The organism is Candidatus Methanomassiliicoccus intestinalis Issoire-Mx1 (assembly GCF_000404225.1).
Classification (GTDB): domain Archaea; phylum Thermoplasmatota; class Thermoplasmata; order Methanomassiliicoccales; family Methanomassiliicoccaceae; genus Methanomassiliicoccus_A; species Methanomassiliicoccus_A intestinalis.
The window spans coordinates 1,020,565-1,041,228 of sequence record NC_021353.1 but is presented as its reverse complement, the minus strand read 5'-3'; the positions used below and the strand labels follow the sequence as shown (position 1 = coordinate 1,041,228).

20 protein-coding genes, 1 tRNA gene and 1 rRNA gene are annotated in these 20,664 nt (G+C 39.2%); 14 read left to right on the top strand and 8 right to left on the bottom strand.

Translation table 11 applies throughout. The features are described from left to right. Positions 1-23 precede the first annotated feature (23 nt). Genes H729_RS05045 through H729_RS05035 form a run of 3 tightly spaced genes read left to right on the top strand, consistent with a single transcriptional unit; the run spans position 24 to position 2,778 of the window. Positions 24-878 (top strand): ABC transporter permease subunit, encoded by an 855-nt coding sequence (locus H729_RS05045; RefSeq protein WP_020448924.1) that lies wholly within the window; start codon positions 24-26, stop codon positions 876-878. Next, the gene (locus H729_RS05040) at positions 875-1,669 is read left to right on the top strand and encodes an ABC transporter permease (protein ID WP_020448923.1); all 795 of its coding nucleotides are present in this window, start codon (positions 875-877) and stop codon (positions 1,667-1,669) included. Before H729_RS05045 ends, H729_RS05040 begins: the two co-directional genes overlap by 4 nt. Next, a complete protein-coding gene (locus H729_RS05035; RefSeq protein WP_020448922.1) occupies positions 1,666-2,778 on the top strand; it encodes an ABC transporter ATP-binding protein in 1,113 nt (370 codons plus the stop codon). Before H729_RS05040 ends, H729_RS05035 begins: the two co-directional genes overlap by 4 nt. 17 nt (positions 2,779-2,795) lie before the next feature. Here the strand turns inward: H729_RS05035 and thpR are convergent, their stop codons facing one another. Together thpR and H729_RS09665 are read right to left on the bottom strand one after the other, a co-directional pair. Continuing rightward, positions 2,796-3,338 (bottom strand): RNA 2',3'-cyclic phosphodiesterase, encoded by a 543-nt coding sequence (gene thpR, locus H729_RS05030; RefSeq protein WP_020448921.1) that lies wholly within the window; start codon positions 3,336-3,338, stop codon positions 2,796-2,798. A 73-nt stretch (positions 3,339-3,411) separates the two neighbouring features. Beyond that, the gene (locus tag H729_RS09665; protein WP_020448920.1) at positions 3,412-3,579 is read right to left on the bottom strand and encodes a 4Fe-4S binding protein; all 168 of its coding nucleotides are present in this window, start codon (positions 3,577-3,579) and stop codon (positions 3,412-3,414) included. Between the two features lie 113 nt (positions 3,580-3,692). Between H729_RS09665 and H729_RS05025 the strand changes: the two genes are divergently transcribed. The 8 genes from H729_RS05025 (at position 3,693) to H729_RS04995 (ending at position 12,533) form a co-directional block, all read left to right on the top strand. Next, positions 3,693-4,751 carry an amidohydrolase family protein gene (locus H729_RS05025; protein ID WP_020448919.1) on the top strand — a complete coding sequence of 353 codons (1,059 nt, stop codon included), beginning with the start codon at positions 3,693-3,695 and terminating at the stop codon, positions 4,749-4,751. A 1-nt stretch (position 4,752) separates the two neighbouring features. Next, the gene (locus H729_RS05020; RefSeq protein WP_020448918.1) at positions 4,753-5,214 is read left to right on the top strand and encodes a universal stress protein; all 462 of its coding nucleotides are present in this window, start codon (positions 4,753-4,755) and stop codon (positions 5,212-5,214) included. Next, positions 5,201-6,046 (top strand): CBS domain-containing protein, encoded by an 846-nt coding sequence (locus H729_RS05015; RefSeq protein ID WP_020448917.1) that lies wholly within the window; start codon positions 5,201-5,203, stop codon positions 6,044-6,046. The genes H729_RS05020 and H729_RS05015 overlap by 14 nt, the downstream gene beginning before the upstream one ends. 86 nt (positions 6,047-6,132) lie before the next feature. Next, entirely contained in the window at positions 6,133-7,842 is a 1,710-nt protein-coding gene (glyS, locus tag H729_RS05010) for a glycine--tRNA ligase (RefSeq protein WP_020448916.1), read from the top strand. 185 nt (positions 7,843-8,027) lie between these two features. Then, a complete protein-coding gene (locus H729_RS05005) occupies positions 8,028-9,230 on the top strand; it encodes a CBS domain-containing protein (RefSeq protein WP_020448915.1) in 1,203 nt (400 codons plus the stop codon). Between the two features lie 78 nt (positions 9,231-9,308). Continuing rightward, positions 9,309-9,429: ribosomal RNA gene (gene rrf / locus H729_RS05000) — 5S ribosomal RNA — on the top strand. A gap of 235 nt (positions 9,430-9,664) precedes the next feature. Beyond that, positions 9,665-9,841: a hypothetical protein gene (locus H729_RS09985; protein WP_020448914.1), complete on the top strand. Its 177-nt coding sequence runs from the start codon at positions 9,665-9,667 to the stop codon at positions 9,839-9,841. Positions 9,842-9,920: 79 nt separating this feature from the next. Beyond that, positions 9,921-12,533: a valine--tRNA ligase gene (locus H729_RS04995; protein ID WP_020448913.1), complete on the top strand. Its 2,613-nt coding sequence runs from the start codon at positions 9,921-9,923 to the stop codon at positions 12,531-12,533. A gap of 28 nt (positions 12,534-12,561) precedes the next feature. Here H729_RS04995 and H729_RS04990 read toward each other — a convergent pair whose 3' ends face one another. The 4 genes from H729_RS04990 to H729_RS09980 form a co-directional block, all read right to left on the bottom strand. After that, entirely contained in the window at positions 12,562-13,506 is a 945-nt protein-coding gene (locus tag H729_RS04990) for a DUF2971 domain-containing protein (protein WP_020448912.1), read from the bottom strand. Positions 13,507-13,549: 43 nt separating this feature from the next. Beyond that, positions 13,550-15,454 (bottom strand): AAA family ATPase, encoded by a 1,905-nt coding sequence (locus tag H729_RS04985; RefSeq protein ID WP_020448911.1) that lies wholly within the window; start codon positions 15,452-15,454, stop codon positions 13,550-13,552. Beyond that, entirely contained in the window at positions 15,436-16,467 is a 1,032-nt protein-coding gene (locus H729_RS04980) for an ATP-binding protein (RefSeq protein ID WP_020448910.1), read from the bottom strand. The genes H729_RS04985 and H729_RS04980 overlap by 19 nt, the downstream gene beginning before the upstream one ends. Before the next feature lie 268 nt (positions 16,468-16,735). Next, positions 16,736-16,882, bottom strand: coding sequence for a hypothetical protein (locus H729_RS09980; RefSeq protein ID WP_020448909.1), 147 nt, complete (start codon positions 16,880-16,882; stop codon positions 16,736-16,738). 265 nt (positions 16,883-17,147) lie between these two features. Between H729_RS09980 and H729_RS04975 the strand changes: the two genes are divergently transcribed. The 3 genes from H729_RS04975 (at position 17,148) to H729_RS04965 (ending at position 18,923) form a co-directional block, all read left to right on the top strand. Further along, positions 17,148-18,035: an ABC transporter ATP-binding protein gene (locus tag H729_RS04975; protein WP_394295667.1), complete on the top strand. Its 888-nt coding sequence runs from the start codon at positions 17,148-17,150 to the stop codon at positions 18,033-18,035. Continuing rightward, positions 18,035-18,784: an ABC transporter permease gene (locus tag H729_RS04970; RefSeq protein ID WP_020448907.1), complete on the top strand. Its 750-nt coding sequence runs from the start codon at positions 18,035-18,037 to the stop codon at positions 18,782-18,784. Before H729_RS04975 ends, H729_RS04970 begins: the two co-directional genes overlap by 1 nt. A gap of 66 nt (positions 18,785-18,850) precedes the next feature. Then, positions 18,851-18,923 (top strand) — tRNA-Gly (locus H729_RS04965). 3 nt (positions 18,924-18,926) lie between these two features. Here the strand turns inward: H729_RS04965 and H729_RS04960 are convergent. Together H729_RS04960 and H729_RS04955 are read right to left on the bottom strand one after the other, a co-directional pair. Further along, on the bottom strand, positions 18,927-20,039 hold the full coding sequence (locus H729_RS04960) for a tyrosine-type recombinase/integrase (RefSeq protein ID WP_020448906.1): 1,113 nt from the start codon (positions 20,037-20,039) through the stop codon (positions 18,927-18,929). A 143-nt stretch (positions 20,040-20,182) separates the two neighbouring features. Then, a complete protein-coding gene (locus tag H729_RS04955) occupies positions 20,183-20,371 on the bottom strand; it encodes a hypothetical protein (RefSeq protein WP_020448905.1) in 189 nt (62 codons plus the stop codon). Between the last annotated feature and the right edge of the window lie 293 nt (positions 20,372-20,664).

The window sequence follows — 20,664 nt, the reverse complement described above, 5'->3', positions numbered from 1 at the left end:
AAAATCTTTGACATGATGATCATATGAAATCAAAATGGATGCCATACATCGCATTGATTCCTGTGATCATCATCATTTTTTTATTCTACATAATTCCAATTTATAACACATTTTATGAGTCTCTTCATGATTTTTATGGGAGATATGTTGGATTAGAAACATTTTATAATGTTATAGCAAGCAAATCTTTTCAAAATGCATTTGTATATACAGTTGAATTATCACTAATTACAACAATAATCTCCATCATACTTTCAATCATAACAGCAATGGCATTGAAAGATACATTTATCGGGAAAAAATTAGTTCTTTTTTGCTATCAATTTAACGTTTCAATACCGCATATAACTATGGCAACAATGATACTATTTATATTCAGTCAGTCTGGAATTGTGTCCTCAATAGCTTACCAGTTGGGGTATATTGACAACTGGTTTGATTTTCCAAGAATTGTTGAGGACTCAAGTATGTTTGGAACAGTAGTATCGTTCTGCTTGAAATTTATACCTTTTATTGGATTATCCGTGCTCTCTGTATTGATGAGTTCGTCAAACGAGTGCGAAAACCAATCCTTATCTTTGGGTGTGGGGAAGTTTAGAACGTTTTTCTACGTAACTTTACCTTCACTAAAGACTTCAATATTCTCTACGTCAATGATTGTATTTGCATACTGTTTTGGGTCATACGAAGTTCCTACAATTCTGGGGAAGACTCAAACTTTAGCTATGCTGGCATACAACAGTTATAATAATTATTATGATATTAATGCAATATATGTAGCATACTCTACATCTTTAATAATCGCCGCTGTGACGATATCCGCTGCGGTAATTTACCTTTACATAATAAATCGTTCTAAAGCGGAGGTGACAATTTGAAAAACATATGGAGGAATGTTACCTGCATAGCCATAATCGTGGCAGTAATTCTTCCTGTATTACTGCTAGTCCTCCAATCTTTAGGAAAATGGACATTTCCAGATATGTTACCAGATTGGAATTTGGAAGTGACCATTGAATATCTCACAAGTGATGCATTGCTTAGACCATTATCTAATGGACTTGTGCTTGCAGCTATTGTAACTATCTTGTCATTAGTTCTGGGATTTTTTCCTGCAAAATACATAGGCACTATGAATTTTCGTGGAAAACGTATCTTAGAAATTCTTATAATCATCCCAGCTCTCACTCCTGGCATTGCTGTAGTATTTGGAATGCGAAGTGTATTTATCGATCTCAACATCTATCAATCATATCTGGCGTTAGTTCTCGGGCAGATCACATTTGCTCTACCTTACATGATTCTTTCATTAAGTTCTGTATTTAGAAATTATGATACATCTTTGGAATCACAATCTGAAACACTGGGTGTAGATAAAATAAATACTCTGCTGCATGTGACTATTCCAGCAGTCAAACCTGGAATTGCAGTCGGCTGCATGTATACATTTATCGTATCTTGGTCCATGTATCTGCTTACTTCGATTTATGCTCCAAGGGGATTTCAAACATTGGTTACTTATCTATTCCCGCTTTTCAATTCTGGTCTCGTTTCAGATCAGATAGTCGCAATATTGTCAATTGCCTACTTCATGCCATCAGTCTTCGTTCTTTGGATATCTTCCAGACTCATGGGATCAAATAAACTGTATAGCCGTGGTGGATTATGAGTTATATTGAATTAAAATCTGTTTCGAAAACATACCCGGGTGCTTCTAAACCGTGCATTCATGATACGAATATAACAGTTGAAAAGGGTGAAATAGTTGTTATTTTAGGGCCATCTGGCTGTGGAAAAACAACGATATTAAAATTAATCAGTGGTTTAGAAAAACAGGATTCGGGAGATATCATTATAGATGGTGAAATCGTAAATGATGTAGCTCCAAACAAGAGACCGATTGCAATGGTATTTCAAAAATCTCTTCTTTTCAAAAATATGACTGTTGAACAAAATGTAAATTATGCACCCCGCGTATTAGGTACACTGAAAGGCGTTGATCTGGATAACGCAACCAATGAAATGCTTAAGCTAGTGGATTTAGAGGGATATGGCGATCGCAAAGTAAACCAGCTTTCTGGAGGCCAAGAACAGAGAGTTTCCCTTGCACGAGCGTTGATAACTAAACCAAAAGTATTGTTGCTCGATGAACCATTCAGCGCTTTAGATGCAGAACTTCGCATACAGATGAGAAAGAATGTAAGAAAAATCTGCAAGGATCTTGGTCAAACAATGATATTTGTCACGCATGATCAACAAGAAGCTGTTGCTATCGCAGACAAAATCGCCATGATTGATGACGGACGGGTTATTCAATGCGGCAATCCTGAAGATTTCTACACAAAACCTAAAACTCAAAGTGTCGCTGCATTCTTTGGCTGGAAAAACTTAATACAGGGATATTTCGATGGGAAAGAAATTGAGTGTATATTTGGAAATATTCCAGTTTCTTGTGATTCCAAAATCGGTAAAAAATACTTGACAATTCGGCCCGAATCTTTTTTTGAATCGTCTTCTGGTTACACTGGAATTGTGCGGTCTGCCACATTTATGGGAACAAAGGTGGACTATGAAGTAGAATACATGGGATGTGTCATATATATGTCACTAAACACAAAAACACTGCACATTGTTGGTGAAGAGATTACATTTGAATTTGATAGAAATGCTTTATGGATTGTCGATATTTGTGAAAATAAAGTTAATGCCATTCCAGAAGTGAAAAGTAAGTCAATGTTTAGTGTGTTGTCTGATAAGATTCCTAGAAGAGCTAAATAAGTATATTTTATTTGGATTCAGAGATTATCTGAAATGAGTGGATATTCTTTCTCTATGGTGTATATCGGACCAGCGGGAGTCAGAACGCTGCTCATGAGAAACATTGAATTAATGGTTTGTTCTTTAAAATGATATTCCCTTGAGTTCAGGTATTCATTAATATTTTTAATGTCATGTTTTGGTCTTGCAATAGTTACATGATTTTTAAAAGGTTTATTTTCACGATCGATCCCATTTGAATACAATAACTCATCGAGCTTTTTAGATATGTCAATTACTGTTTGGTCGTCAGATCCGATCCAGACTATGCCCGATCCATCCTTTCTAGGAAATGTTCCTACCTTGTTTATCTTCATATCAAATCGATGGAATACATCAGCTGTTGCTTCAACAGCCTTACTAATATTGTCTACATGTTTTTTATCAATGTCTCCTAAAAATTTCAAGGTTATATGAAGCTGATTTGAATTTACTGTTTTAACACCTATGCTGTTTAAATCCGCAAGAACCTTAGATATAGACTCATCGCACAATAAATTCAACGAAATGAATGCACGCATCGTAAAAACCGTAAGTAACTAAAAAATATATAAGAAAATAAGCCGGGGAGACCAGTCCCCGTATGTATCTTGTTTATTCAGATATAGCACCGTTGGGACACTCATCAACGCATGTTCCGCAGTCTACACAGGCATCTGTGTCTACTACAATAGTATCAGTCACCTTAATAGCTGACTGAGGGCATGCATCTTCACAAGCTCCACACAATACGCAATCATCAGTGTTTATCTTTACTACCATGTGAGTAACCTCGCTAATGTCTAAAAGAATGGTTCTATAAAAAGACTGCGCATAATCTTCCGAATCGAGTGCAGTAAAGTCAACATAAAATAATCGTTTGTAGTTGACATGATATGAATTGCGCCTCCGGCAGGATCTACACAGAAGATGGTTTCGTTGAGGGTCACATATGTTTTGAGAATGGAATAGTGACTGAAGTGTGCGAAGGACCGTCTGAGGATGCAGATGTCAAGGGGCTGATCATTCCAGCATTTACAAATGCTCACACCCATGTTGCAGATTATATCGTGCCGGTGGATCTAAGTCTTTCTTTAGAAGATCTCGTTGCTCCGCCGAACGGGTTCAAGTATCAAATGTTAAATAAGACGCCAGAAAGTGTGCTCAGATGTGGAATTGAGAAAGTTTCTGAATATATGTTTAAACGCGGCGTAACCTCATTCATAGATTTTAGGGAAGGGAGCATCTCTGGAGCCAAGATTCTTTCTCATTTGACATGGGCGCAGCCAGTTATTATGGGAAAACCGGTAACATTCGATGCAGAGGAACTATCAGTTCTACTGGATGTATCGGATGGAGTAGGACCTTCTTCCATATCGGATTGGAAATATGAAGATTTGATGAATCTGTCAAAGCTCGCCAGGTCCAAAGGAAAGTTGTTTGGTATACATTGTTCAGAACGTATAAGAGAAGACATCGGTGCTGTGTTGGACCTAAAACCATCATTTTTGGTTCATATGACTAAGGCAACTAAAGAAGATCTAAAAGCCTGCGCAGATGAAAATGTTCCGATCGTAGCCTGCCCTCGTTCGAACATGTTCTTTGGTTCTGAACCGCCATTAAAGGAAATGCTGGATCAGGGCGTATCTGTAGCTTTGGGGACAGATAATGCTATGATCTGCATGCCTGACATTCTGTGTGAAGCAGAATTTGCCGGCAGGCTTTTAAGAAGGCAGGGAGTTTCTGATCTGGATGAAGTAGTCAGAATGATTACTTGTAATGGGCGAAAAATTATAAATCATAAGCAGAAGATATGGATAAAACCGAGAGATCTGTGCAATTTCGTGGTAATTGAAGATAAAGGTGGAGATCCCATTACAGATTTAGTGCTGAGAAATGCCGGTACTTCACCATTACTGGTTTGCCTAGATAATAAAGTTTGGAGAGGTGGATGAAATGAGTCAATTTACTAAGATACTTATACCTACGGATGGAAGCGAGAACACGCTACCAGCAATTACAACTGGTTTGGCATTAGCTAAACAGATGAATGCAGAAGTGACGGCATTGTATGTCGTAGATCAGACAGCATTCGTTAACTTCTCAATGGATTCTACGATCGTAAGCATATTTTCTCTTCTTGAAAAAGAAGGAAAAGCTGCAGTCAGTTATATCGAATCTGAAGGAGAAAAACTTGGAGTCAAAGTAACATCAAAGATTCTGGAAGGTTCTCCATCTAAGAAAATCATTGAAGAAGCAAAAGAAAACGATTTGATTGTGATGGGGACGCTCGGTCGCAGCGGAATCTCCAAATTACTCTTAGGCAGTGTTGCAGAGCGCGTAGTAAGGTACTCTCCATGCCCAGTTCTCATCATACGTTCACCACAAGAGAAGGAGGATGCTGATGACAAAAATTAAAGATGTAATGACGCACAATCCAATTGTCTCACAGGTGCCAGGCTCTCGTACTGATGTCATAAAACTGATGGTCACCCACAACCTCACAGGTATTCCGATTGTGAAAAAGGATGGAGGGGAACTTGTAGGCATGATAACTCGTGATGACATCTTTACAAAACCAGATGAGGATCAGCTTGCAATAATCATGAAGAAAAATCCAGAGACTCTGTCACCAGACGATTCAATAGAATATGCAGCCGAGAGAATCTTGGAAACACATGTTACTCACATGCCAGTAGTTGAAAATAAGCATTTGGTTGGGATTCTGACACCTACTGATCTTCTTCATGAAGTAGAAAAACGAGGTGGAAACATCTCTGTCGAAGATGTTGCTATATCTCCATGCGTTCCAATCTTTCAAGACTCTCCTCTGAGAGTAGCATTGGCCACTTTTCGTGCCAGTAATGTAAATGCTCTTCCAACATTGGATGAAAACGGCAGACTTTCTGGAATTCTGACTGATCGCGATATATTCAATAAGAGCCTGATAAATGGATCCAGCACAATTACCGCCATGGGAATCGCCAGTGATGAAGATGAATGGAGCTGGGAAGGACTGAAAGGCGTTATGAAAATGTGGTTTGAAATATCCAAGGTAGAATTGCCGGCTATTCCTGTAAGAGACATAATGATCCCACACCCAACAACAGTATTCAGTAAAACATCAGTTGTAGAATCTGCTAGGATCATGAGGCGTAATGACTTTGGACAGCTGCCAGTGGTAGATTCCAAAGACGTCCTTATTGGTATGCTGTACGATACAGACATCATATCTGAATTGGTGCAATAATATCGGAATGTTTTAGTATCTGCTCTAGAATGATCGGGCTGGCACACAGTTACTGTTGTGCCACCCGATATATGGAGTCAGATGATATGGATTCTTCAGATATTCTTTCCCTGTGTAAACGAAGGGGTTTTCTTTTTCCATCATACGAAATATATGGTGGAGTTGCTGGAATGTATGATTATGGACCGCTTGGTTCAACTCTAAAGAACAATATCATGGAAGTCTGGCGCAGACTCTATACACTTGGAGAAGGATTTATTGAAATCGACTCCGAAACTGTAGGTCCAGAGATCGTGTTCAAAGCATCTGGTCATGTAGATGAATTTGCAGACAAGATGGTTAAATGCACAGCATGTGATGAAGCATTTCGTGCAGATCATCTGGTGAAGGGGCTCCATCCAAATCCGGATACACTTGATGAAGCTGCCTTGGATAAACTGATAAAAGAAAATAATGTAGTATGCCCCACGTGCAAGGGCGTCTTGTCATCTGTAGAAGAGTTTAATCTGATGTTTAAAACAACAATCGGACCTGGGAGCGGGCGTACCGGCTATCTGAGGCCTGAAACTGCACAGGGAATTTTCGTAAATTTCCCAAATCTTTACAGATATAACAGGGAAAAACTACCTCTTGGAGTCATTCAGACTGGAAGAGGATATAGGAATGAGATTTCTCCAAGACAGGGTATAATCAGGTTACGCGAGTTCAATATGATGGAATGTGAACTTTTCGTAGATCCAGAAGATAAAACATGGCCGCGATTTGAAGATATTAAAGATGAAATCTTGACACTGCATGCTGCAGATGGAAGGGACCTGAAGATCTCGGTTGAAGATGCAGTAAATCAGAAAATAATCTGCAATGAAGTTTTGGCATATTTTGTCTGGCTCACCCAGGCTTTTCTGACCAGCGTGGGAATTGATAGGGAAAAACTGAGATTCAGACAGCATGAGCACGATGAAATGGCACACTATGCTTCAGACTGCTGGGATGCTGAAGTAATGTTATCATATGGCTGGACAGAAATTGTAGGTATCGCAGACCGTGGCTGCTGGGATCTTTCAAGGCACGCACAGTTTTCCAGCTCCGATATGACTGCATTTAAGAGGTTTGAAACTCCCAAAGAAATCGATAAAGATGTTATAAAACCTAAATACGGTGCCCTTGGTCCAAAATTCAAAAATCAGGCAAAAGCCATAGGTGCTGCGATGGAAGAAACCGATCCATCTTCGATAAAAGACGGCATTGTATCTGTAACTGTAGACGGCGAATCATACTCATTAGGAACTGAATTTTATGATATCGGTCGTATGAAGGTTACAGTAACTGGTGAGAGAGTAACCCCGCACGTGATAGAGCCTTCACATGGTCTGGATAGGATCATATATTCCGTTCTCGAACATTCATATTATATGAGAGACAAGGAAGATCAGACAGTTCTTAAACTTCCATCTGCTGTAGCTCCTATAAAAGTCGGAGTGTTTCCGCTTATGCCCAAAGAAGATCTGGAAAAAGTTGCTAAGCAGATCGATATGGATATAAGATACAGCGGTATAGAATCGTATTATGATTCTACCGGTTCAATAGGCAAACGCTACGCTAGAATGGATGAAGTTGGAACTCCTTGGTGCATTACTGTAGATTATCAGACTCTTGAAGACGGAACTGTAACCCTGCGTGAAAGAGACAGTACTGAACAGATACGTATTGAGTACATGGGTGCAGCAGAGATAATCAATGCCGTACTTTGCGGAGCTGATTTTAAAAAATTTGAAGTAATCTTAGATAAAAACTAAGACTCCAGTTAAATAAAAGGATGCATCCATTGGATGCATTCTTCCATATTTTTTTTATTTTGATCTATCTCCCATTCGATAATCCTCAAGCATGTTAAATAATATAGGAGATCAATAATGAATTGCAGTGTGACGAGAAAATGCTGCAGATTTGTTCTAAACATTTTCTCCACTGGAGGTAAACTATGAACACACAGGAAGTAGCGGGACTTAAAAAACGGGAAAGGCTCAGGTCCCTTCTGGAGAAGATAAAAGTTGAAGATTTTGTCCAGAAGGATTTCGAGTATGTAGGGTCCGACGAGCAGCTCTCTGAGATTATCACAAAAATGGGACAGTATGATCTCCATGAAATCCCAGTGAGTAATGACGGAAAGGAGTTACTCGGCATAGTAAGCTACAGAACTCTTCTGAAGCGTAGGAATTTACCAGTTGAAACGAAAGCAAACACACTAATGGTAATGCCTCAGGAGATAACACTAGACTCTACAGTGATGGACATCGCAGAAGCTTTCGTTGCTTCCGGATATAGACACATACCAGTTAGAAAAGGACAGAATATTATCGGGGTCGTGTCTCGTACCGACTTAATAAACATTGCAGCTGGAATAAAAGAATTCTCAGACATCTTAGTTGAAGACATTATGACTGGAGATGTTCATACAGTCCTATCTGAGGATTCGGTAGAAGTTGCACTCAGATCAATGAGGGCACACACTCTTCAAACACTACCAGTCATTGATAAAGAGGGCAGGCTTACAGGCATAGTCGGCATCAAGCAGGTTGCTAACTATAACTGGAGAAAAAAACAGAGAGAAAGCAGCGGAGAAGTATCTGGTCAAAGCGAGCCAGTAGACATGACGGTATCTTCAGTCGCACTTGATTCTGTCCGTACTATCGGACCCAGGGCATACATAGGTACTGCTATCCAGGAAATGGTTAAATACAATATTTCAACCCTTCCAGTGGTATCAGAATCTGGAAACCTGGAAGGAATCCTGTCCAAATACGACATTGTAGAACTGATCGCTTCTCTAAAAGAACGTGATATGGTTTATACCCAAATTGCAGGTATGGACCAGGAAGATAAGTTCGCTCTTGAGTCTATCGAGAGGGAGATCTCCGCATCATTACAAAAAATAGCAAAAATTTCCAAGCCAACAATGTTTACAATGCATGTCACTAAGTATCATGCACAAGGTGTAAACTTCAAATATTCCCTCAACGGGCGTATGATGGTTGGAGATAAAACATTAGTTGCATCTGCGGTCGATTGGGATATTGTCAAGGCCACCCAGGATCTTATGGAAAGATTCGAAAGGATGGTTATTGGACAGAAAGAAGAAAAGTTAGACCGTCGCAAGAAAATAAGGAGTATTGGACACTGGTAAAATCCAATACCCCTTTTATTTATCTTTTTAATATTGCATAGAATTGTTTATATAGTGGATATGTATCCACTGTATTGGTATGACGGCCAGAGCGGCGGGGATACACCCGGTCCCATCTGAACCCGGAAGTTAAGTCCGCCTGCGTTTCATGTTGTACTGCGGTGCGCGAGCCCGCGGGAACCATGAGACGCTGTCAGCCACTTTTTTGATATCTTGTTATATATTTGATTGTACACATTTGTTGATTTGTGATTTTAATCGATTATTAAAACTTAGTCTGCAGTGATAAATAATTAGTATATGGCTGTAGATTGTGTGGTGTAGATTCGAAAATAAGTCTTTAAATTACCAGTATCAGATGAAAAATATTTATGAGTAGAACTACAAACAACTATGTTGAATATTTTCAACTATAGATATCAAGAAGGGAAAATATGGCAAGCAATGAAGACGCATCAATAATGGTTGAAATTCCTCTGAAGATTTTAGACAAAATCGATGAGGAGGTTTCAAAGGGCAAGTTTAGAGACCGTGAAGAATACGTATTGGAAGCCTTAAAATTCTGTATAAAATCAGAAAATATGGAATCCGATAATAAACAGAGAGAGTAACATCTCTCTAAAACCCCTTTGTATTCACATCCAGGGTTAGCAAACCTTTTATGCGGTTTTATCATTCCATCCGTATGCTATGACCCAATATGAAGCTGTCTCTACTGAGCATAAGTGGCAAAAATACTGGAAAGATAATAATCTTTATAGATTTGATCCAGAATCAGATAAGCCAGTATTTAGCATTGACAATCCTCCCCGGTATACATCGGGATCTCTTCATCTAGGACATGCTACTGGCTATTCTCTAATAGACTTTGTAGCGCGTTACAAAAGAATGCGCGGGCATAATGTGTTTTTCCCACTGTGTTTTGATGTCAACGGGACGCCCACAGAGATCAAAGTTGAGAAAAAATATGGAATCACTAAACTTACTGTTCCACGTCAAAAATATATCCAGCTGTGTTCTGAATTTGCCAATTCATTCATTGAAGAAATGACGCACCAATTTGAGATTCTAGGCGAAAGCATGGATCCATCCATATATTTTCAGACGGATGCGCCATATTATCGCAGAATTACACAGATCACATTCCTAAGATTATTGGAAGAGGGATTAGTCTACAAAGGGACGTATCCAGTTAATTGGTGTCCCTCCTGCATAACTGCACTTGCTGATGCAGAAGTGGAGTACAAAGATAACGTTACTAAGCTCAATTACATAAAATTTAGAATAAAAGATGAAGAAAACGATGCAATTATAGCCACAACACGTCCTGAACTACTATGTGCATGTCAGCTAATTGCGGTTCATCCAGATGATGAGACTAAAAAGGATCTGATTGGTAAAAAACTCATAACTCCGATATATCACAAAGAAATCGAAGTAATCGCTGATGAAAAAGTCGACCCGTCATTTGGTACTGGAATAGTCATGATCTGCACAATAGGTGATAAAACAGACCTGGAGTGGGTAATGAAATATGGACTTCCTCTTGAGAAGGCAATTGATGAGCAGGGCAAGATGACTGCGTTGTCTGGAAAATATGAAGGAATGAGTGTACCAGATGCTAAAGCTTCAATAATTGAAGATTTAAAATCGGAAGGACTTGTCATCAAACAAGAAGATTGCCCTCAAAGTGTTGGATGCTGCTGGAGATGTCACTCTCCGATAGAATTCCTGCAGGTTCCTCAGTGGTTTCTAAAGATCTTGGATTATAAAGAAGATATTCTGAAAATGGCTGAAGAGATCGACTGGCATCCGCAGTTCATGAAAGTCAGACTTGAGGATTGGATAAACAGTCTTCAGTGGGATTGGGTCATATCGAGACAAAGGTTTTTTGCAACGCCTATTCCAATATGGGAGTGTAAAACCTGCGGAACAGTAGTTCCTGCATTGGAATCTGAGTGTTATGTAGACCCCACTGTAGATAAGCCACCAGTTGACCGCTGCCCTAAATGCGGCGGAGAATTAGTAGGCTGCCAAGATGTGTTTGACACATGGATGGATTCCAGCATATCTCCGTTGTTCAATACATTCTGGGGACGTGACGAGAAACTGTTCTCAAAGTTATTCCCAATGTCCTTAAGGACTCAGAGTCATGATATTATCAGAACCTGGGCATTTTACACGATGATCCGTAGCCATTTAATAACTGGACAAAAACCATGGGATAATATCATGATCCATGGGTTTATAATGTCTCCAGACGGAACACCAATGCACTCTTCTTTAGGTAATGTTATTGATCCTATGCCGATACTTGAAGAGTACGGTGCAGATGCAATGCGTTACTACGCGTGCACCTGTGCGCTAGGCGAAGACAATGCATTCAGAGAAAAAGATGTAATCCACGGAAAGAGACTTTGTACAAAACTATGGAACATCGGCAAGTTTACATCAATGGTTGTTAAAGAAAAACCGCATCAGACAAATCTTCATGCAGTAGACCTCTGGATCTTAGGAAAATACTCAGATACTGTAGAAAAAGTTACCGAGCTGTATGAAAACTATCAGTTCGACAAAGCAATGAGAGAAATCGAAGATTTTGCCTGGCACGAATATGCTGATCATTATCTGGAAATGATAAAACACAGAACTAAAAATCCGGATGATGGTGTTCTATTTACGCTGTATACAGTAACTCTGGGCATTGCAAAGATGTTTGCTCCTTTCCTTCCTCATGTCACAGAGGATATTTATCAGGATTTCAAGGACATGGATGGATTCAAGAGCATACACGTATCTGAATGGCCTAAACCTCTTGAATTAAAGGACGAAAGGGAAAACGGAGATATTGTAAAGGAGATAATCTCGGCTGTAAGATCTTGGAAATCCGAAAATAAGATCCCCCTGAATCAAGAGCTCAAATCCATTGAACTTATTGGTCCGGGAGCGACAAAATTAGGTGAATATGCTGAAGATATCAGAGAGACTTCTCGGGCTTTGAATCTAGAAATGCTGCATGACGCAGAACTTGAAGAGGAAGTTTGCGCTATAAAACCAATCAAGTCTAAGATTGGCCCCGCCTTTAAAACACAAGGTAAAGAGATTCTGCAGATATTATCATCAATGGATCCTCAAAAGGCAGCAGAATCTCTTAAGTCTGGACCATTGGTTCTAAACATGTCTGATGGCAGCATAGTTTCTATACCAAATGAGTTCATCGAATTAGAAAGAAAACTAATGCTGATGGGACAATCTGTTGAGACTATTCAAATCGGAGATATTCTCATAGCAATTTCACAATAGCCGTCTTAAGACGGTTATCTTAATTTTTTTAGAATCTTAATGGAACTTGTGATGTCTTTGAGGTCATATTGTATCCATTCATCTTTAAGAATAAATCAGCATAGCTCTTAGCCTGTTTAGACTTAAGAGTTGGTGAGATAATCACATCTTTCAATGTCTTATCATTGATGAATGGTACAATTACATATGGAGTAAATATTCCATGCATGTCTCTGAATTTTATTATATCTTTGATGCTCTCTATACTTTTATTTTGTATGTAAAATATGTATCTAGCTTCATGTTCTGACTCGAAGGCTTTATGTTTTAAAAATGCCCCTGCAATCCTTATCGCAGCATATGTTTTTTTGATGATTTCATCTTTATTGACATCATCCAGATTCCAGAGACTGTATGCTGCATCGCATATTTCCTTAACAAGATTCTCTTTTTCTAAATCATCATAGATTACTGGATAAAGGTTTGAACCTATCCCGTAAAGCATCTTTTCTCTAAACTGCATTTTTATAATCTCATTTACATCCAGACCAATGCTGAATCCCGCTTTTGCAGGATTCTTTGAATAATGGTTCCAAAGCGGAAGGCTATCTTTATCCAATGAACACGAAAATATGAATATCTGCACTTCATCTGGATCTATAAAATCTACACCGTCTGGATCTTCTTTCTTTTTATGAAATAATTCTAAAAGGTGTTCTGTGAATTCATTTTTACTTGAATCATCAGAATATGACTCTAAAACAGTCTCTACAATGTCAAAAACGTGAGTTCTTTCTGTGGAATCGTTTAAAAAAGCATTGTGTGTGAAATGAACCTCTCCCTCTTCAATGATACTTTTAAAACCCTCTGCAGAGGTATAATGCCAGATCGTGCTAAAATCACACAGTTCATTATGAATGTGACAGTATTTTTCGATCACATTGAAAAGTTCATTGCTGTCAGAAGCAATCATTGGATAATATAACGCAGACATCGTTAATATCTCTATCTATTTTTCAGAATCTCATGCATTTTCATCAGTTTACAATCATACGTATGTTTTGAGATAAATTCTCAGCATTCAACTCCTCCAGTCTAAAGTAAGTTGCACTAAGTTTTTCAGCCAATTTCTCTGCGTTATCAAAGCGAGGGTATCCTGCACAAGTATCTACGACAATCCATTTAACTCCAGGAATTGATATGTTCTCGGCGATTGTCTGTGCTTCATCGTTTGCATTGAAGCTATCTTTTAGAGGTACGTTTGCTCTGCCATCCGTCAGTACCACAATGTAACAATGTTCTCCAGGATGAGATCTGGAATATGTAGTCATGTACTCATTAGCCTTCATGAGTGCTGCACTTAGAGGCGTCTTTCCGCCAGTTGGAAGATCCTCCAGCATTTTATAGCTATATTCTACAGATTTAGTTGGCTGAAGTATCAGTTCTGCAGAGTCTCTTCTAAATGCCATCATGCCAATTCTATCCCTTTTCACGTAGCTCTCCTTCAGCATCGATAAAATTGCTCCCTTAACGGCGATCATTCTCTTTCTCACGCCGAGTGAGCCGCTTGCATCTACTAAGAATAATAATGTACAGCCGCATCGTCTTTCTCTGACTTTTTCTCTTAGATCAGAATCTTTTATAGTTATGCATAAATCTCCTTTATCTCTGCATTTTTGAAAAGGTGCAGCAGCTTTGATCGTTGCATCAAATGCAATATCTCGTGGGAAATCCTTTGGAACTCTGTATCTTGCATATCTGCCAGTCTTATCCCCACTCTCTACAACATCCCTTCTGCCTTTTCTGCTCTTAGTCTTTACAATACGCAGTCTATTGTTTCCTAAATAATTAATTAATTTGAATTGATTACCAATCTGAAACATGAGGTCATCCATTTTCTGAATGTCATTATTGCTTTGGTTGGTATCATTTTTTTCCGGAGTGTCATTATCATCTTGTTGTTTTTCATTATTATTTTTTTGATTTGGCAGATCATCCTGAGAATTCTCTTCTGACTGTTCATTGGTATCAGGGTCGTCTTCATTGTCTGCATTCCTTTGTGGGGGAGGATTTGGAGTATAGTCACGTCTGTGGGATAGACATAACATGGCCGCTTCCTCAACATCTTTTCTGGATACTTCTTCACGTCCATTTAATGCTGCAAGTGTTAATGCAGTGTTTAATGTAGAAATGTCTCCGCGGTGACCTTCTGATCCAATATTGATGCATAATTCAACAATAATTGAAATAAGGTCGTCTGAAATCGTGACGTATGGAAGTAATTTCTTTGCTTTTTCAATAGTGTCGATGATAGTAGTCTCTTCATCATGATACTTATGTCTAAATTTTACTGGATCATTGTCAAATTCTAAATTTCGTCTCAAAATTTCTTCCTTTGCTGCAATATCATCTTCTTCGTTGATGCATATGCAGATGTCAAATCTATCCAGAATATGAGAGCTTAGATCTGAGTCAGCTGGATTCATCGTACCTATCAATAATCCATTAAAGTCGTGACTGGATGATATTCCCTCTCGCTCTACAATGAGTTTGTTGGCATGCAGCATGTTCAGGATAGATATGAGTATACTGCTGTCAAAGAGATTGATATCATCGATATAAGCAATATTTTCGTTAGATCTGAGCAATAATCCAACTTCTTCTTCAATAACTCCATTTTTTAATGTTTTTTCGATATTTATACCGCCAAAAATCTGCTCCTCTGTAGCGTTTAATGGCACGTTTATCAATTTTTTATCAGGTATGCATTCTGTAATCGCACGTACGACAGTTGTTTTAGCAACTCCAGACGGACCTCTGATAAGGACTGATTTAATCTGCGGGTTGACGAGTGCACATATCAGCGCTTTTTTGGCATCGTTCATTCCGTATATTGCAGAAAACGGAAAAAAGATCGTTCTGTTCAAAGACTCTGAAGACATTCGTCCAGTTCCTCCAGATCAAGAACTGATTCTTCAAATGGACGTCTTCTCATTCTATGCATCAAAACCAATGGAGCGGTTTCTTTTACATCAACGTCTGTTACTTCCAATCTTCCCTGAAGGGCAGCGTTTGCCTTAGAAGCTTTTATAAGAGTTATATCCGCACGGTGTCCATCTATTCCAAAGTGTGTAGTGGTCTTGACTATCTTTTGCAGGAGGATATCGTCCACAAAAATACTTTTCAGAGTGTGTCTGGCAGATATAATCTGCTGTGTCATTTCAGTAAGATTTGACTCACATGTTTTTAGGTATTTTTCTGGGTCTTGATCAAAGAGCAACCGTCTTTTGACAATTTCTACACGCTCATCGATTTCTTTCTCACCTTTTACATTCACGGATAATCCAAATCTATCCAGGAGCTGTGGGCGAAGATCTCCCTCTTCTGGATTCATAGTACCTACCAATATAAATCGAGAGGGATGTGAAAATGATACTCCCTCTCTTTCTACATAATTTACACCCATTGCTGCTGAGTCTAAAAGAAGATCTACTATATGATCATCCAATAAATTTACCTCATCCACATACAGAAGATTGCCGTTTGCTTGAGCCAGGACACCAGGTTCAAATTTTTTCTCTCCCGTTTTTAAAACATGCTCAAGATCTAGAGTTCCAGCAACTCTATCTTCGGTAGAACTCAGTGGGAGCTCTACTACGTTCATAGGAGTATATTCTTCCTCCAGGTCGATTCCTTTTGAAAGTTTTTCTTGACAATATTGACACATCGTTTCCGGGCTGTCTGGGTTGCAGTTAAAAACACATCCTTTTACAGTTTTACGTTCTGGAAGTATCTGGACTAAAGATCGTACCATCGTTGATTTTGCTGTCCCTTTCTCCCCTTTTATTAAAACTCCACCAATGCTCGGGTCTATTATATTTAGAAGCAGAGCTTTTTTCATATCTTCTTGCCCTACTATACTTGTAAAGGGAAATAGCAATTTTTTAGTCTCCATGTTTTTCCTCCAACAGACGCTTTTTCACACTTGGATATGTAATCCAACAAATAGTGCATATGTTTTTAGCATTTAAGAGTATTGGATACTAGATCCATCATTATCTTACATATAGGCTATTGTTTCCAGTTGTTGATGTGTGGAGTATTATCTGATCACTAAAAAAACCATTAAAACAGCTGCAGTCTGCAGTACTTGTATAATTATCTCTATAAATTTAGAGATGACTGACAGAGAAGAATTTGATTAATATTGAATGAAATATTGATTACTGCTCATCATCTCTTTCAATGTTCCATCTCATGACATATCTTATAAAATCGGTCCTGCTGATGAACTCTCCATCACATACTTTAGTGTCAATATAACTTATAATGGACTTTGGAAGTTTTATTACTACAGGTTCTCTAGCCAATTTTACACCATTCTAATATAGACGTGATTCTATTTTTACTTTTACAGAGTCAATGTGTTATACGATGGATAATCATTCCATATACGTAATTCAATATAATCTAAGGCAGATATGTACATGCGCCGTGACTAATGGATGAACATCTCTGTGTTGATCATTATCCTCAAAAATTGGTGATAAAAATAGTTAAATATGTATACCCATATCTCCACGTCTAAATAGTATTGGATATATTAACCAATAATCTTCTGATGGATCAAATGGTGTGTGTAAATTGACCAGAGATGTACAGTCTAACAATATTATCGAAGTCAATGATTTAGTCAAAAAATTCGGTAACTTCATAGCAATAAATAAATTGAATTTAACTGTTAAACGGGGAGAGATATTTGGTTTTCTAGGACCTAACGGAGCTGGAAAAACGACCACTGTCCGAGTTTTATCCACCCTTACGAACTTTGATTCTGGAGAGATCTATGTAGATGGATGCAATCTGCTAAAAAACCCGCTTGAAGCTAAGATCAGAATGGGGGTTATTCAGCAGCATATCAGCTTAGATAAAGATTTGACTGTAAAGGAGAACATGATTCAGCACGCCATGTATCATAAAATTCCTGCATCTGAAAGACTAAAGAAGATAACAGAGCTCTCGTCTTATGTAGGTCTGGAAGAATACATGGATAGGATGGTGGATTCTCTCTCGGGCGGATGGAAAAAGAGAGTTGCCATCGTGTGTGCTCTGATACACGAACCTAAAATCTTATTCTTAGATGAACCTACTGTAGGTTTGGATATACAAGCACGGAGATTGCTGTGGGATCTGATAAGGAAGCTTAATTTTGATGGAACTACCATTTTCCTTACAACACACTATATCGAAGAAGCCGAAGCACTCTGTGACAGAGTTGGGATTATAAATCATGGTAAGCTCATTGCGCTAGGAACACCTCCAGAATTGTGCAGCAAGATTGGTTCTACGGCTGTAGAGTATTATGGCCCGAATGGTAAGACCGCATATCGGTATTTTTCAAAAAGAACTGATGCTAATGACTTTGCTGGTACGATCCCGGATGGAACCACCGTCACCATTCGAAATACCAATCTGGAAGATTGTTTTGTTGAATTGACGGGTGAAACGGTTGGTGGGATGTAATGCTGGATTTTCTAAGAGAAGTGTACTATGTTTCATGGGCAGATCTTAGATTTCTAAAACATAATTTTCCCAATATTCTAATCACAAGCCTTGTGAGCCCTATACTCTATCTGATAACTTTTGGATATGGTTTAGGAAGGGGAATGAGTTCCGGTGACATAAGTTACATAGCATTCATTATACCAGGTATTGTTGCCCTGTCTTCTTTATCATCATCCTTTTCATCCACCTCGACAAGAATTAATGTGCAGAGGCTGTATTACAAAAGTTTTGATGAAATGATGATGTGTCCCCTTAGGCCTACTGCTATAATTTTAGGTAAATCTATGATGGGCGTTTTGAGAGGACTTCTCAGCTGCAGCATCATCTTCATCATGGGCTTGATACTGTCTCCTGAACTCATGTTGACGCCGTTGTTTATTGGGTGTCTTTTGATATCGTGCTTTTCGTTCTCATTTTTGGGTGTAATGGCCGCATTATTAGCTAAATCTCATCAGACACTAGCTACATTCAACAGTCTTGTCATTCTGCCGATGACTTTCCTCTGCGGAACATTCTTCTCCGTATCTTCAGTTCCGGCTTTATTCCAGTACATCCTGTATTTATTCCCTTTAACACACGCGAGCATGTGTGTAAGAGCATCAGCTCTTGGATGGGTATTTCCTTGGGGATCTTTAGCTGTTTTAATTGGTTTCGGAATTGCATTCTACATAATTGATGTGTATCTAATCAAGACTAGAAAGGTCTGAACAGCTTATTGGAGTGAGAATAAACAGTAATATTTAAATGGAAGAAGAATATCTCTGGGATACTAAGCGAGCGTGGTGTAGCTGGTTATCACTTAACCTTGCCAAGGTTAGAACTCGGGTTCGAATCCCGGCGCTCGCACTTTTAAGCATAGCCAGGATCCCATTTTTTCTGCCCAATCAGCGGGGAATTTGTAGGTTCGGGCTCAATAGTCGCAGGAGCAGTCTCAAATTGTGGCGTAAGAGACGGATTGGGTACCTGGGTCTTATGCCAAACTTCTTGTGCTTCTGCGATTGCACATTCATTTGTCATCCTTGCATACGACTTCTCTGTGGTTTTTGTACTGGAGTGTCCCATCGAGACACTTATTGCTTCAATTGAAGCGCCATCATTTTTCAGCGCTTGTCCAAATGTCCTTCTGCACTTTCTTAAATCATACTTTATCCCTGTTTCAGCCATCACTATTCTTCTCAGACAGGTCGTGCCGTTTATTGAATATCTATACATTTCACGGTCGGTGGTGCCGCTCTTCTGGCTCAAAGCAGGGAAAAGAACCGGAGTCCTCACGCCTCTTTTAGTCAGCTCTCTTTGTCTTGCGTCTACATACCTGCGAAGAAACGGAATCGCGAGTGGGTTTATCGGAGCAGTTCTAGCCTGTCCGTATGTGTCTTCGCCTTTGACATGCTCCGTATAGATGGTTTCCGCATCAAGATCTAAATCAGAGAGGTTTGCCATGCGCAGTTCTTTGTTTCGCAGACCTCCGGATATTGATACTATCGTCATTGCATACGCGACCATGTGCCTCCAGTTTTCACTTTTCACCTTATTCGCTGCTTCAATGATCGCCCTCGTGTCATGAGGAGACATGGGAGGCAGTCTGGTGTAATGGATCTTAGGGACTGACGCAGCATGTCTGTGTTTCACCTGTGCGATGAGGTCTGTGCCGTTTGCATATTTGCACAGATCATTGATCAATCCCAAATTGTGATGGATTGATTTGGCTTTGAGAGGTTTATTTTTTCCTTCTCTCCCCGGTCCTTCTCCAGACATTAAGAGGTTGATATATTCGAGAATGTCTACATCCGTCAGTTTCATAGGGCTTGTGCTTTTAATGCGCCCTTCTTTCTTTAAATACTCCAGATCATAGTTTATATTTCTGTATCTTCTTCTCATGTCTGCGATTGTAGCTTCAGATCGCACAGTTTTGACGGACTCGATATATTTTAGAGCATAGGTCAAGAACGGATGAGGTCCCATTGACCTAGCCCCCCTTTTTCTTCCTCGTTTTTTGGGTTTTGAATCGGGTTTGGAAGGGGTTTTAGAAGGGGTTTTGACCACAGAGGTTCCATCATATGATTCATAGGAACCACCGGACGGGGAATCGCGACGGCTCGTATATATCACCTCTTCTTTGACTCAAGTTCGTCCTGCAGGATTTCCAGCAGGAGATCTACTGCCCAGAGATGGTCGTCATATTCCTCGGGGATCTTTTTTCGTATCCGTTTCCAGTATTCTATCCTCTGTTCTTCTTCGCTGAGTCCAGCACTATCGCTAACACTGGACTTGGTTTGATTAATACCAAGCGACACTATCTTTCACCAAACTGATTATCAGGACTGAAAAATATAAAGTTAATGGGGAGGTCGGTGAAAGTACCTTCGGCCTGTAAAAAATATGCTGGCTAATTATTTTTAGTGTAAAATCACCGGGATATTTTTTCCTAAAAGGTGTGAAAGTACCTCCTTAAATCACAGATAACCGGCTTATCTTCGACAATTGTTGTAGCAGAATCTTGACTGATTCTGCATATCTTCTTTTGACAGCTTTTCCAATGCAGACTTAGTGCTGTTACCATCGTTGACATGTTAAAAAAAGAGTGCTT

Coding starts and splice junctions, on each gene's coding strand:
- H729_RS05045 (WP_020448924.1), top strand. CDS start 24: ATGAAATCAAAATGGATGCCATACATCGCATTGATTCCTGTGATCATC.
- H729_RS05035 (WP_020448922.1), top strand. CDS start 1,666: ATGAGTTATATTGAATTAAAATCTGTTTCGAAAACATACCCGGGTGCT.
- thpR (WP_020448921.1), bottom strand. CDS start 3,338: ATGCGTGCATTCATTTCGTTGAATTTATTGTGCGATGAGTCTATATCT.
- H729_RS09665 (WP_020448920.1), bottom strand. CDS start 3,579: ATGGTAGTAAAGATAAACACTGATGATTGCGTATTGTGTGGAGCTTGT.
- H729_RS05025 (WP_020448919.1), top strand. CDS start 3,693: ATGAATTGCGCCTCCGGCAGGATCTACACAGAAGATGGTTTCGTTGAG.
- H729_RS05020 (WP_020448918.1), top strand. CDS start 4,753: ATGAGTCAATTTACTAAGATACTTATACCTACGGATGGAAGCGAGAAC.
- H729_RS05015 (WP_020448917.1), top strand. CDS start 5,201: ATGACAAAAATTAAAGATGTAATGACGCACAATCCAATTGTCTCACAG.
- glyS (WP_020448916.1), top strand. CDS start 6,133: ATGGATTCTTCAGATATTCTTTCCCTGTGTAAACGAAGGGGTTTTCTT.
- H729_RS05005 (WP_020448915.1), top strand. CDS start 8,028: ATGAACACACAGGAAGTAGCGGGACTTAAAAAACGGGAAAGGCTCAGG.
- H729_RS09985 (WP_020448914.1), top strand. CDS start 9,665: ATGGCAAGCAATGAAGACGCATCAATAATGGTTGAAATTCCTCTGAAG.
- H729_RS04995 (WP_020448913.1), top strand. CDS start 9,921: ATGACCCAATATGAAGCTGTCTCTACTGAGCATAAGTGGCAAAAATAC.
- H729_RS04990 (WP_020448912.1), bottom strand. CDS start 13,506: ATGTCTGCGTTATATTATCCAATGATTGCTTCTGACAGCAATGAACTT.
- H729_RS04985 (WP_020448911.1), bottom strand. CDS start 15,454: ATGTCTTCAGAGTCTTTGAACAGAACGATCTTTTTTCCGTTTTCTGCA.
- H729_RS04980 (WP_020448910.1), bottom strand. CDS start 16,467: ATGGAGACTAAAAAATTGCTATTTCCCTTTACAAGTATAGTAGGGCAA.
- H729_RS04970 (WP_020448907.1), top strand. CDS start 18,035: ATGCTGGATTTTCTAAGAGAAGTGTACTATGTTTCATGGGCAGATCTT.
- H729_RS04960 (WP_020448906.1), bottom strand. CDS start 20,039: ATGGGACCTCATCCGTTCTTGACCTATGCTCTAAAATATATCGAGTCC.